The organism is Alteromonas sp. AWM4_230, from assembly GCF_056158305.1.
The window spans coordinates 3,324,226-3,337,666 of sequence record NZ_JBSWTB010000001.1 but is presented as its reverse complement, the minus strand read 5'-3'; the positions used below and the strand labels follow the sequence as shown (position 1 = coordinate 3,337,666).

The window sequence follows — 13,441 nt, the reverse complement described above, 5'->3', positions numbered from 1 at the left end:
TGCCGTCTTCACACATTCGTTCACGGTAAACGCCTATCAAGTATCATCAAAAAGCGCTGTATTAATACACATTCCACAGTGATGGCTTTGCAAAATAGTAGCCCTGCTGATGATCAACCCCTAGCTTATTCAACGCCACCGATTCCGCTTCGTTTTCTACCATTTCGGATATTACCTTTATGTTCAAGCCTTTGGCTATGCTAACAAGGCTTGAAACAAATAGCTGGTTGTCTTTATTTGTGTGAATGCCTTGCGTTAGCCTGCCAGAGAGTTTTACAAACTGCGGTTGTATCGCCCGAAGGCCAGATAGTGAAGCAAAATTATCACCAAAACGCTCAATGGTAATTCCACAGCCTATGCTAATTAACTGGCGGCAAAGCGATTCTGTAACCTCTCTATACTGAATTAAAGCGGCATCTTCTACTTCAAAAAACAGTCGATGGCTTAGGGCCTTGCGCTTAGCGATTTCTTTCACTAACCAGTCTCTAAACTCAGTATTCGCAATGGAAGCTATGCTCAAGTTCACAGCAACATGTTGTGAGGTTACCTCTAACTTTTTCAGTACGATAGTAGTGACAAGCTTGTCTACCTGTGGGATAAGATCTAATCGCTCCGAGGCCGGAATCAGCTGCGCCATAGGAATTACGTCATTCGTGTCCTTATCTTTGAAGCGTCCTGATGCTTCGTAATAGGCGGGAACGTTTTGGTCTGTGTTCATTACAGGCTGTATCATAATATCTGCGTACTGTTGAGACACAATGTAATTCAGTCGCTCACGCCACTGGGTATTGCTATGCACTTTTGATATTTCAGATGCCAGCTGCCAGCCACTTTGGGTTTTCATTGCAGTAATAAGAGCGCTATCTACACTTTCCATGATTTGCGGCATTGTCATAGTACCGACAAACCGCGTGATCCCCATGAAGGTTGCTTTTGTTCCATCTCGAAGCGGTGACGCGCTTAAACATTGCTTCGCGAGATTGTTAAGCATAACTTCTCGTGCTGCGCTTTCCATTGCTTCGCTAATGAGTGCGAAATCACCGCCCGACAATCGAAATATAAAGCGGATATTGTGGTTGTTTTTGGTTTCTTCTACCAAAATGTTTGCCACCGCTTTAATGTAATTATCGCCCGGTACCATACCCAATTTTGTATTTATACTGCCTAGGTGAGCTAGTCTGACAATAATAAGCTCTTTTTCTTGCGCAGAAGCATTTTCATTTAATAGAGCGCGCATATGACGCTCAAAAGCGCTTCTATTTGCTAGCATCGTGAGCGAGTCTTTACTGGCTTCTTTTTTGAATAGTTCTGATTGGCGCTTTAGTTCATCGAATTTAGTGGATAATGTGCCTGCAAGTGAGTTTGCCGCTTCAGTTAATGGCTTAAAATCTTCACTCGACGCCGATATTTCAGGCGACGTGAAATTATGGCTGCCAATTTCATTAAGCTTTTTTACGGTGTCGTCAACGGGGCGTTTTATGCGCCGGTTGACGAGTAGAACGAAAAGTGAAAGAAGCACTGCGAGGACGAGAAAAGCAGCGATATTTTTAACGAGTACAGTGATGAAACTAGCCGAAAGCGTACCTTTACTCGCCGTAAGTACGAGGTTGTTCTCACTATTGTATAAAGCGACGCGCTTCACATATGCAGTGCTTGGGTCAACGAGTGAATACCACGATGGCACCGTGTTTTCACTTACGGCGTTTGCGCTCAACGCTTCTTTACCGTCTGCGCCAATAATCGATGCGGCAGAAATGTTGGGTTGTGACACAGCACTTTCTAGTAGAGTTTCAAGCAATAGACGCTCGGCTTGAGGGGAAAGAGGAACCTGTTGAGCAACAGCCTTCTTATAAACTAACGCACTTTTTTCAGCCTGCAGCGTTACCGCCTCGGACGCGTTTAATTGCAACTTACGTAATTCGGCGACAGACAATGCAGTAAATGCTAAAAGCAAAAGGGTTACAATACCCAAATTAGTTTGGCTAGATAGCTTCATTACTAGCAGTTATCTCCTTCGACTGAAAAATTGATTTTCGCTTTAGTGGTCACTTAGCTTTACTGTGCAATATTATGCAAAACCACGCTGAGCAATTTACACTCAAAGCGCACTGCGCCAATATTTAAAAACGCACTGAGCCTTCACTCGAAGCGCGGTACCAATGCTTAAAAACCGTACTTAAAAACGCGACGCTCAACATAATTGTAGCTTATACGATGGATGAGTGCGAATTATACAATGTAACCACAAATGTACAGTAAAACAAAATGTTAAGCGAGTAGTAATAAAGCGTTTACCTTGCCTATACGTTTTACCTGTTATCCAGCCACCATGTCTTATTAGGCGCTTCACCAGCATGTTTTATAGGCACTATTTCGCCAAAAACCGGAATGCTGGTAGGGACACCTTTGGCACTGGCAAGTTTAGTAATTTTTATTAAGGGCTCGTTCCAATTATGCAGCGCTAAATCAAAGGTGCTGTTGTGCACTGGCATCATAACGCTGGCTTGAATATCAATATGTGCTTGCAAGCTCTCTTCAGGCATCATATGAATCTCAGACCATAGCTCATTGTACGCGCCGGTTTCAATCATCGACAAATCAAACGGGCCATATTTATCTCCAATCGCTTTAAAGCCTTCAAAATAGCCCGAGTCACCGCTGTAGAAAATATTCGTAGTTGAAGATTTGATCACCCAGCTAGCCCAAAGGGTTTCATCTTTATCAAATAAACCTCGGCCCGAAAAATGCTGAGACGGGGTGGCGACAATTTCAATATCGCCAATCTCAGTGTTTTGCCACCAATCCAATTCAACAATTCTGTTTGCATCTACACCCCAGTCACGTAAATGATTACCTACTTTTAGCGGTGTGATGAACATGTCCACTTTGTTTTTTAATATTTCAATACTGCCCTTATCTAAATGGTCGTAATGATCGTGACTTATGATAACGGCATCTAATTTAGGCAAGTCTTCCAGTGAAATTGGCGTTTGGTGGAAACGCTTGGGTCCCATCCATTGAACGGGAGACGCCCGTTCACTAAATACTGGGTCGATCAATATATAACGCTCGGCAAGTTTCAATAGGGTAGTAGAGTGGCCCAGCTTTATCACGCTATCTTCTGCAACTGCGTCAAGCATTTGTGGTGTAAGTGCCGACACGGGTATGTCAAACGTTGGCGTTGCAGAATCTCTATTGTCACGAAAATACGCTTTAGTCACTTTCCACATGTCTCGCCATGTCGTTTTATATTCGATATGCGTATTAGTGAATTTTTCTGGTTGTGACGCGCTTGCAGCTAGGGTGTTTGAAGAACCACAGAAAGATGTCATAAATAAAACTCCAACAAGAAAGCGTGTGCGATTAAAAACGGGCATGCTCTCACCTAAAATTAAAAGTATACTGCACAGTGTAGTTTACTCATAATAAACTAACTTTGTTAAAAGTAAACTGTTGGGTGTAGTTTTTGTTGCTTTGTCTGAAGTTTGGGCTGTACTGACAGATTTAACTATGAAGCACAATTACTTTGTAATACGGGAAGCTAATCTGGGATGAGTCGAGCGAATGCTTTCGCAGAACTAGGTGAATTAAAGCAACCAGTTAACACATAGCCAATGGTATTGAATTTACTATCCAGCAGCCTTGCACTGACACCTTTATTGTCTTGTTCTTCAATTACCCAACGATTACGACCACTAGGAGTATGAGTGGGTAGTACCATGTTTATAGGATGACAGCTGGTTTTTACAACAATGGGCATAATGGGGTAGGACAAATGCGCGGGTTGCTTCTCGTCCATTTTCTCGTTGGCTAAGTTTGACGCCAGTAACTTAACTTGATTCAGTAATGGCGCGACATAGGGCAGCACTACGCCAACCCGCTCGGGCTTATTATCAGCAATTATATGGGCGCCTGCATCGTCATGCTGTGTTGAAACTTGCGCACAGTCTCCCACGGCAAATACATCTGGTGCCGATGTTTCTAGGTTACTATTGGTTAAAATGCCTCGCTGACACGAAATGTCAGCGCGTAACGCCAACTCAATATTGGGCTTTACACCAATTGCTGACAGCACAAGGTCGCTTTTAAATCGCTTGCCGTTAGCAAGCAACACTTCTACGCCCTGCCCATCATTTTCAACACGCGATACAGTAGTGTCAAAATGAAATGCTGCACCTGCCTCTGCTAATGCATGAGTGAGTGAAGTAGAAGCTTCTTTGGGTAGCAGCGCGTTGAGCGCACTGGGTTGAGGGTCGACAATACTCACATGAACACCTGCCAGCAGCAGGTTATCAGCAAATTCACAGCCAATTAAGCCAGCCCCCATGATCGTAATGTGGCGAGCATGCGCGGCGTCGGTAATGAACTGTCCATAATCCGTGAGGTTATTCACAACGCGAATCTTGTGACTTGCATTACCCTCAATAGCTGGCGTCATTGCCGATGAACCTGTCGCTAGAACTAACTTGTCATAAGGTTGCTCTCCGCCACCTTGAAGTAACAAGCATTTAGCGTACGTGTCGATATGTTCTACCAACGTATTAGTAAATAGTCTAACGCGATATTGGCGTGAAAAATCCGAAGCCGAACTTTGCGTAAGCGTAGCGACACTTTTTTGTTGAGCATAAGCATTAGATAGCTGAGGCTTGCTGTAAACCGCGCCATCATCTGCACAGATAACAACAATGGGCGTATGTTTGTCGTGTTGACGGTACGATTTCACAAAGTTAACGCCCGCCATGCCCGAACCGACAACCACAATAGGAGCATCGCTTGCGTCGTTGTGCTGAGTTCCTTGGCTGGCTAACGGCTTTGTGCTTGCAGGGCCTTCACTGTCAAAGGGGGGGAGCGATGCCTTCTGAGTGTTTATATGCTCAACATCGCTTACCTCAGGCACTTGTTTCATTTGAAAATCAGACTTACTAATGCCGCATTCAGGGCAACACCAATCGTCGGGAATGTCTTCCCATTTAGTACCTGGACGTAAGCCTTCTTCAGGGCAGCCTTGTTCCTCATCATATAGCCAACCACAAGCCTGACATTCCCATATTCTATACTGCGACATAGTTTCTACCTCACCGAGCCTTTTGTTTTATAGCCACTAAAGACAATTTTTTATGCAAAACAGTCGTTACACTGAAAGAAGTGCATCAAGCTCTTCATTAAAGGCGTGTAAAGCCCACTCATTCTTACCGTATTGAATGTAGGGCAGGGCGCCGCTTTCTAACGATGATTGGATAGACTCACCCAAAGCCCAATCCTCGTTGAGCGTGGTATTGGTGATGTCGTGGTTTTTCTGCCAATGACGAAGCTGATTAATATCGTTAAGATCCGCGCTCTTGGGGATTAAGGTCGTAATAGTAATTTCGGTTTCTCCCGCGCTCAGCGGGCGAAAGTTAATAAATTCCACGTGTTCCTTTTGTATAAGCAGCGCCGTATTCGGCAGCAACATGAACAGCGTGTGGCTATAGTCGTGCAGCGATAAATTATCTGTTGCCTGTGCTTCCTCAGACGACAGGTTCTTTGTGGGCATAACTACCCGGTAATGCATATCAACCTTGTCAATTACCGCAACATTGTTGTAAAAAAACGGCGCAATGGTCTCTTTGTGTGCAAATGCAAAGTGATAAGTCTCAAGTCCGCCTTCAGAAAAGAGCTTCCAATTACCCTTCCATACCTTAGTAAAGCGCTTGAAATGCGTTAGTTCATCTGCTTTAAGCCACTCAAGGTGCGCATTCATACCTGCCAAGTGACCCGTTAAATGGGCTTTGATATCTTCATTTTCAGCAGCGCTTGGACACACCCATATAAAGCCATACATTTCAATGCTAGGCAGTGCTATTAAGCCATTGTCTGACTTATTGGTATTTGGAAAGCAGTGCTGGTGACCTGGAATGTTGTTAAGAGCGCCATCAGTGGTATACGACCATGCGTGGTAAGGGCATACAAACTGCTTACTGCACCCCGAGCCTTCAACTAATTTCGCACCTCTATGTCGGCAGGCGTTTCTAAATACGTGCACGAGGTTGTTCGAATCACGGCTGACAATCAACGAGCCCATAGTTGTCTTAACTTCCTTATAACTGTCGAGCTCACCTACTTCAGAGGCATGAGCCACAATGGTCGGTAGAGAATTGAACACCTTTTTTAGTTCATCGTTAAATCGAGATTGGCTAGTGTATCTGTTGGTGTCTGAACGAACCTCAATATCACCCAGTGAGGTGGTTTTGTTAGCGACGTTTTGTTTCGCATTTTTAATCAACAACTTTTCGATATCGGTGTTCATGATGTCACTCCTAAACGGGAAGCGTATGTTTTGATAAATCAAACGCGGTATACGTATTTTAATTCACTTACCGGGTGGTAGGTTTTTACAAAATACCTACCAGGTGGTAAGCTGTCAATATACTATTTACACTTTTTGCTTTGGAATGATGAAGTGAAATTAAAAACGAAAGATAAGTTATTGAGTACCGCCACAATTCTTTTTTCGAAAAATGGTTTTTATGGCACAAGTATTAACGATGTTGCCGCGGAGGTTAGCGTTAGCAAACAAGGCCTGCTGCATCATTTCCCTTCAAAAGAAAAACTTTACGCAGCCGTAATAGCACAGGCCGCTCATCATCTCGTCGATTTGATAGAGGAAATAAAAACTGAATCAGATAATGCGCCAAATCAACTCTTCGCACTATTTAAAAGAATGGTATGTGCTGATGAAGAACGATTGAGAGTAATTATATTGCTTATGCGTGAGCTGCTTGATAATCGCGAACGAGCTGAACAGGCACATAAGTGGTTTTTACGCCCGTTTCTCGATGATGTTGTAGGTATTGTAACGAGCGGGCAACAACACGGGTACTTTAAAGAGCAGTCACCGTTTGCTTTTGTGTATCACTTGTTGGGCGCAACGCAGTACTATGTGGTTTCCCGTCCCACGCTCGACAAGCTTTATACGCCTGAAGAGCGGGAGCGACACGAAAAGCAGCACATGGAGATGTTAAAGGGCATTATTTTTGATTAATAAGCGCACCTTGCATGGGATTGCGATAGGTGCTTCTCTTTCTTGAAGTGAATATTGACCCTTGATAGGGCCAATATTCAACCTGTTTCTACAAATGAAAGCTAATGGAAAGCCATTAAAACACTCTTTCTCTTCTGCTAACGGTTTGTTTGTCTCACAACCCTCAATTCCTAGTCCTACCAAAAAATTTTGCCACCTCTAAGCGATTAAAATTTTTTACAAATAATTTTATTATTGTTGACAACCTACCAGTTGGTAAGTTATTTCTATTTGGCCTACCAATTGGTAGGTTTTGGTTCCCTTGTGCCTAACTAACTGCCTAAGGATGCGAAATAATGAATGATGTACTCCCTTTAAGTGCGCTGAGCCACAACTTTAAACATCTTGCTGTGAAACCGGCATTTTACCAACCTGATGGTGTAAGGCAGCGCGTATGGACTTGGAAAGAAGTAGAAAAAGCGGTGCGATCGTTAATAGGTGGTTTGCATGATTTAGGGCTGGGTAAAGGCGATGCTGTGGCAATTTATGGCAAAAATAGCGCCGAATGGATCATAGCTGACTGGGCGATAATGCTGGCTGGTATGGTTTCGATCCCCATTTACCCAACTGCAAATGAAAAAACGCTGGCTTTTATTATTGAGCGCACAAAATGCAAGGCTATATTCATTGGAAGGCTTGACGATAATCAAATAGGTATGCGGGTGTTTCCTTCTTCACTTGCACAGATAGCACTTCCTTGTGGTTCGATTGACGGCACAATTACATGGAAAGATTGGATGGCACAAAAGTCGTTTACCGGTGAGTTTTTTAAAGGGGCGGCTGATAGTGTTATCAGTATCATGTACACATCGGGCTCGACGGGCACGCCCAAAGGCGTGGAACTTACACAGCTTGCATATGCATCATCATGTGCTGATACTGCAAGATTGTTTAACGTAAATCAAAGCGATAGGCTCTTTTCCTATCTACCTCTTGCTCATATTGCCGAGCGTGTTGTTACCGAAGGTATGATGATTTATGCCCCAGGAGCAGTGACTTATTTCTCCGAGTCACTTGAAACCTTCATTGATGACCTGAAAGCGGCAAAACCAACTGTTTTTTTCTCAGTTCCTCGCCTATGGGCCAAGTTTCTTGCTTCAATTTATCACACTGTTCCCAAGAACAAACTGTCAGCGCTGTTAAAGGAGCCTTCTATAAATCAAAGTATTAAACGAAAAATAAAATGTAGTTTAGGCTTCGAAGAAACAAGGATTTGGGTATCGGCTGCCGCACCAATCGCGAAAGAAATAATTGAAGAGTTTGAAGCCCTTGATATCTATATTTCTGAAGCCTGGGGCATGACCGAGGTAACGGGGGCAGGGTGTATTAACTATCCGTTTAAATCTTCGATGATAGGTACAATAGGCAGGCCCTTTACTGATGCCCAGGTTCGTCTTTCACAAGATAATGAGATTCAGGTGAAGGGCCACAATGTATTTAACCGTTATCATTTAAACCCAGAGACAACCGGTGAAAGTTTCACCGACGACGGCTGGTTTAAAACCAAAGATAGAGGCGAGTGGGACGAACAGGGCGCTCTTAAAATTGTAGGCCGATTAAAGGACGAATTTAAAACTACAACGGGAAAGTACATTATTCCTTCTCCTATCGAGGCAATGATGTGTAATCACGACATTATAGAATTAGCGTGTGTGATGGGGAGCAACAGGCCTCAACCTTTCGCGGCAGTTGTACTTAGCGATACTGCATCATTATTAGATAAAGACGCTATTAGACGAGAGCTTGAGCGGTTTCTTCAAAATACTAATGAAAGCCTAGAAAACCATCAAAAGCTAAGCCATATTCTTGTGGCAAGTGAGTCATGGACAGTTGAAAATAATATGCTTACGCCGACGATGAAAATTAGACGCTTTGAAATTGAGACGAGATTTAGAGAAGCTGCATTAGCACTCAATGACCAAGCAAAAATTTTGTGGTGTGAATAACTAATAGTAAAGCTGGCAAATTTTCAAATGGCTTGTGTAAACAGCAGAAACTTAGGCCAAAATGGCATCTGTTCAGTAACCTTTTGTAGGCATTAGCGCCAACATAAAAAAGCTGGCAACCTAAAAAAGGAGCCAGCTTTTTTTGTACAATTTGCTTGTAGGCTTTTTACTCAGACTTTATACCGTGGAACGTACAGTGCAGCACAGGCAATATAAGCAGTGTAAGTACGGTGGCAACAGTCAAACCAAATACAATGACTACCGCCATTGACGCGAAGAACGCGTCAGAAAACAACGGGATCATGCCTAGTATGGTAGTAATGGCTGCCATAGAAACTGGTCGTACACGAGACACCGATGCTTTAACTACGGCATTAAACGCATCGTTATTACCCTTAGCCTGCACGTTTATCTCCTCCATCAACACAATACCGTTTTTAAGCACCATACCGATAAGGCTTAAACTGCCAAGCAACGCCATAAAAGTAAATGGAGCACCAACGAGCACTAAGCCGCCGATAATACCGATAGTAGTAAGTGGTATAACGCCCCAAATCGCTAACGCTTGGCGCAATCTACCGAACAGTAATACGGTAATGATAAACATACCCAAAATTCCAATCGGCATGCTCGAAAATAGTGCGCTTTGTGCATCAGTCGAGGTCTCGTACTCGCCGCCCCATTCGATGCGGTAACCATCAGGCAACTCAAGATCATCTACAAGAGGTCTAACTTTCGCCTGCACGCTGGCTGCCGTTTCGCCCGATAGGGGCAGAGGCTCTGCATAAACGGCGAGCATGCGCACTCGATTACGGCGCTTAATGATAGGGTTATCAAGGGTCACATCCACGTTGCTGATCACGTCAGCCATGCTGATGTACTTACTTTGTTCCTGGCTCCATACGTTAAGCGAAGCGAGGTTATCAATGTCATAGCGCTGATTAGGATCGTTGCGCATGACGATAGGTATTAAATCGCTGCCCTCGCGGTAAAGGCCAACAGTTTCACCCTCGTTATTCAGAAGAAACGCAGTGTGCACAGCATCTCGTGTTACACCAATACGCCTGGCTTGTTCTTCCAAGAATACTGGCTCAACAAATGGCACTTTATTACTCCACGACAAACGCACGCTGTCCATGGTTTGTTCTGCTTGGAATATAGCTTCTACGTCACTACTTATCTCACGTAAAACCTCAGGCTCGGGCCCGTATATCCTGGCCTCAATAGCCGCTTTCGCAGAAGGACCTACCTGAAGTGCTTGCACTTTGTACTGCACATTAGGAAAGGTTTCGCGAAGTAACTCAATGATTTCTCGCATTCTAGCATCGCGAGCTTCCACCGTATTGGTTTCTACGATAAGTTGCCCGTAACTTGCGTAGCGGTCTTCAGGTGAGTAAGTCAGGGTAAGACGCTGTGCGCCGCCGCCTATTACGCTGGTGATATTAGCGATGTCAGGCATATCCATTACTTTTTCTTCTAAACGGCGTATCGATTGTTCAGTCGTTAGAATATCGCTACCTTCTGGCAGACGTAAGTCAACAAAAAAGAGCGGAGTAGATGAGTTAGGAAAAAACGCGTTTTTTACGAATTTACCCGATGCAATGCTACCGACTAAGGCAATTACGACAAGTACAATAGTGATATACCTATGATTAATCGCAGCGGTAAGTATTCGTTTATAAACGGTGAAGATAATACCTTTATAAGGGTCATCATCTTCATCATTTGATTGACGCTCTTTATTTGTATTAAACAGTAAGTCGAAAAAGAAAGGCGTAATAGTAAGAGCAGTGATCCAACTTAAAAATAGCGAGAAGCACAGTACCCAAAACAGTGAGCCAACGAACTCGCCAGTAGCATCCGGAGAGAGCCCAATAGGTGCGAAAGCGGTAATGGCAATTACGGTGGCGCCTAGAAGAGGTAAACCGTTTTGAGACACTACGTCTTTCGCCGCCTGAAGCTTAGTTTGTCCTTTTTTAACGCCAATTAACATGCCTTCGGTAACCACGATAGCGTTGTCGACAAGCATGCCGAGGGCGATGATAAGCGCCCCTAAAGAGATTTTTTGTAACTCAATACCTTTGATTGACATCATGATAAAGGTACCAAGAATAGTCAGTACGAGAATAAGCCCCATCAAAACGCCACTGCGCCAGCCCATGAAAAGCAATAGTACAAAAATAACAATGGCCACGGCTTCAACAAGGTTAATCAAAAAGCCGGTTACGGAGTCGTCAACCACCGCTGGCTGGTTGTAAACCGTATTAAGGCTCATGCCGAGGGGCATGCGTTGTTCTAATTCGGCAATTTTAGTATCAAGACGCTTGCCCACATCAACTACATTTACTGCAGACGCAAACGACACGCCAATAGACAGGGCAGGGGTGCCAGAACTATGGTAAAGAAGCGAGGGGGTGTCGTTAAGTTTGCGCTCAATAGTTGCGATATCGGTGAGGCGAATCAGCCCGCTTGCCGGTGAGCCAATAACAACTTGACCTAATGCTTCTAAGTCATCAAATTCGCCGGTGGGCTGTATGGATAAGCGTTTGCCCTGAACTTTAATTGAGCCTGCATTACCCACCACATTTTGCGCAGTTAACAAACCAGCGATTGATTCTGCAGAAATATTGAGGGCTTTCATTTTATCGTGATCTAAAGATACGATAATTTGCTCGCTAACAGTGCCGGCAATGGAGACTTTTTTAACGCCCTCTACAAGTTGGATTTCTCGCTGCATTAGGTCAGCAAAATCTTCTAACTGTTTTAATGAGTAGTCTTCGCTCTGCAAGGTCATTAAAAGTCCATACACATCACCAAAATCGTCATTTACGATAGAGGTGCCAGTGCCCGGAGGCAGGGATGCCTGCGCGTCATTTACTTTACGGCGCAAATTATCCCAGTATTGTTCAAGGTCCTTAGCCTGAACGCTACTTTTAAGCTCTACCGTAATTTGCGATAGCCCTACCATGTTTACAGAACTAATGCGCTTTACGTTGGGTATACGCTGAATAGCCTTTTCAAGCTGTAGCGTGACTTCTTCTTCAACTTGTTCGGGCGTCGCACCTGGATATTGGGTAATAACAAGTGCATTTCTGATTGTAAATTCTGGAAACTCTAGTTGACCCAAGCCAAGAAACGTCACAATACCGCCAACACCTAAAATGATGGCGACCATCCAGCTTATTACTTTTTGACGAAAAAAATACTCGACCATGATTTACAGGCCTCCTTCTTTCGTCCACTCAGTTACAGATTGGCCTTCTTTTACTAAATGAGCACCTGCAGCAACGATTTTATCATCGTCGTTCAACGGACCTTCTACGAGTAAGCCGTTAGAAATTCCCCGTGTGATCATAACTTCTACCGCTTCGACTGTACCTTTTTTTGCATCATTGCTATCTGGTTTGAAGCGCCACACAATGGCTTTGTCTGGCTCTGCATTGTCTGTAACTACAGCGCCAAAAGGGACTAACCACAGTTTCGCATCAGATTCAATGAGCTTGGTCATATCAAGTAATACGGTAGCGCTCATGCCTGCCAATACATTAATATCGTCTGGTTCTGGCAGGGTAATGGTCACTTCATAGCTAAGTTCACCTTGACGCGTGGTGCTTTCGTGATCCTTGTACATAGCCGAGTAACGCTTCTCTGGCATGCCGGAAAAGGTGACCCACGCCATTTCCGAGGTACGGTTTTCACGGGCTCGAGAGCGATCAATCATGCGCATTTTTTGCTCTGGCAGCTGAAACGTTACATCAATCGCGCCTGGCATATGAAGCTCGGCGATGGTTTGCTGAGGCACAATGACTTGGTAGTTTTCAACGGGTACAGATGCAATAAGCCCAGCAAAAGGAGCGCGAAGCTCAGTGTAACTGAGTTGGTCTTGTGCATTGGTAAGGCTGGCTTTAGCCGCTAAAAAATTGGCCTTTGCTTCATCAAAAGTAGAGCGGCTTACCGCGCCTTTTTCAACTGACGCTTCCATACGTTCAAACATAGCTGAAGTCACATCAAACTGAGACTGGGCGGTGGCGAGTTGTGCTTTTGCATCTCGGTCGTCAAGCCGTGCGATAAGCTGGTTCTCTTTCACTTCCTCGCCTGCTTTTACGTTAAGTTCTTGAAGCTTACCGCCTATACGAAAAGAAAGGTTTGAATACTCAGCCGCTTCCACTTGCCCTGGGAATTTAGCAATGGTTTCGTCTGAATGCTGAACTTCATAAAGCGTTACCGGTGTTGAAGATACAGTTTTAGGTGGAGTAGGGGCGTCTTCACACGCACTTAGGCCAGCAAGTGCGGTAAATGCAACCACAGCGCGCACGGCTACACTGTTAAAGAGACTCTTTTTAGACAACATGGTAACTCTCCATTTAAATAAACCACTTTTCGTTCCCATTTTGGCAATGGGTTATCTTGTATTACGCGCCTATTAACCATCATT

General features: G+C 44.2%; 8 protein-coding genes. 2 read left to right on the top strand and 6 right to left on the bottom strand.

The features are described from left to right. Nucleotides 1–61: 61 nt before the first annotated feature. The 4 genes from ACXACS_RS14295 to ACXACS_RS14280 form a co-directional block, all read right to left on the bottom strand. A complete protein-coding gene (locus ACXACS_RS14295; protein ID WP_474807552.1) occupies nt 62–1,996 on the bottom strand; it encodes an EAL domain-containing protein in 1,935 nt (644 codons plus the stop codon). A gap of 313 nt (nt 1,997–2,309) precedes the next feature. Next, complete coding sequence (locus tag ACXACS_RS14290; RefSeq protein ID WP_474807550.1) at nt 2,310–3,332, bottom strand: MBL fold metallo-hydrolase; 1,023 nt, start codon at nt 3,330–3,332, stop codon at nt 2,310–2,312. A 209-nt stretch (nt 3,333–3,541) separates the two neighbouring features. Next, on the bottom strand, nt 3,542–5,065 hold the full coding sequence (locus ACXACS_RS14285) for an FAD-dependent oxidoreductase (RefSeq protein WP_474807548.1): 1,524 nt from the start codon (nt 5,063–5,065) through the stop codon (nt 3,542–3,544). Nucleotides 5,066–5,131: 66 nt separating this feature from the next. Then, entirely contained in the window at nt 5,132–6,286 is a 1,155-nt protein-coding gene (locus ACXACS_RS14280; protein ID WP_474807546.1) for an aromatic ring-hydroxylating oxygenase subunit alpha, read from the bottom strand. A 153-nt stretch (nt 6,287–6,439) separates the two neighbouring features. On the opposite strand from ACXACS_RS14280, the gene ACXACS_RS14275 reads away from it, so the two are divergent. Beyond that, on the top strand, nt 6,440–7,021 hold the full coding sequence (locus tag ACXACS_RS14275) for a TetR/AcrR family transcriptional regulator (protein WP_474807544.1): 582 nt from the start codon (nt 6,440–6,442) through the stop codon (nt 7,019–7,021). A 335-nt stretch (nt 7,022–7,356) separates the two neighbouring features. Next, a complete protein-coding gene (locus tag ACXACS_RS14270) occupies nt 7,357–9,006 on the top strand; it encodes an AMP-binding protein (RefSeq protein ID WP_474807542.1) in 1,650 nt (549 codons plus the stop codon). Nucleotides 9,007–9,172: 166 nt separating this feature from the next. Here the strand turns inward: ACXACS_RS14270 and ACXACS_RS14265 are convergent, their stop codons facing one another. Beyond that, on the bottom strand, nt 9,173–12,220 hold the full coding sequence (locus ACXACS_RS14265) for an efflux RND transporter permease subunit (RefSeq protein WP_474807540.1): 3,048 nt from the start codon (nt 12,218–12,220) through the stop codon (nt 9,173–9,175). A 3-nt stretch (nt 12,221–12,223) separates the two neighbouring features. Continuing rightward, on the bottom strand, nt 12,224–13,357 hold the full coding sequence (locus ACXACS_RS14260; protein WP_474807538.1) for an efflux RND transporter periplasmic adaptor subunit: 1,134 nt from the start codon (nt 13,355–13,357) through the stop codon (nt 12,224–12,226). Between the last annotated feature and the right edge of the window lie 84 nt (nt 13,358–13,441).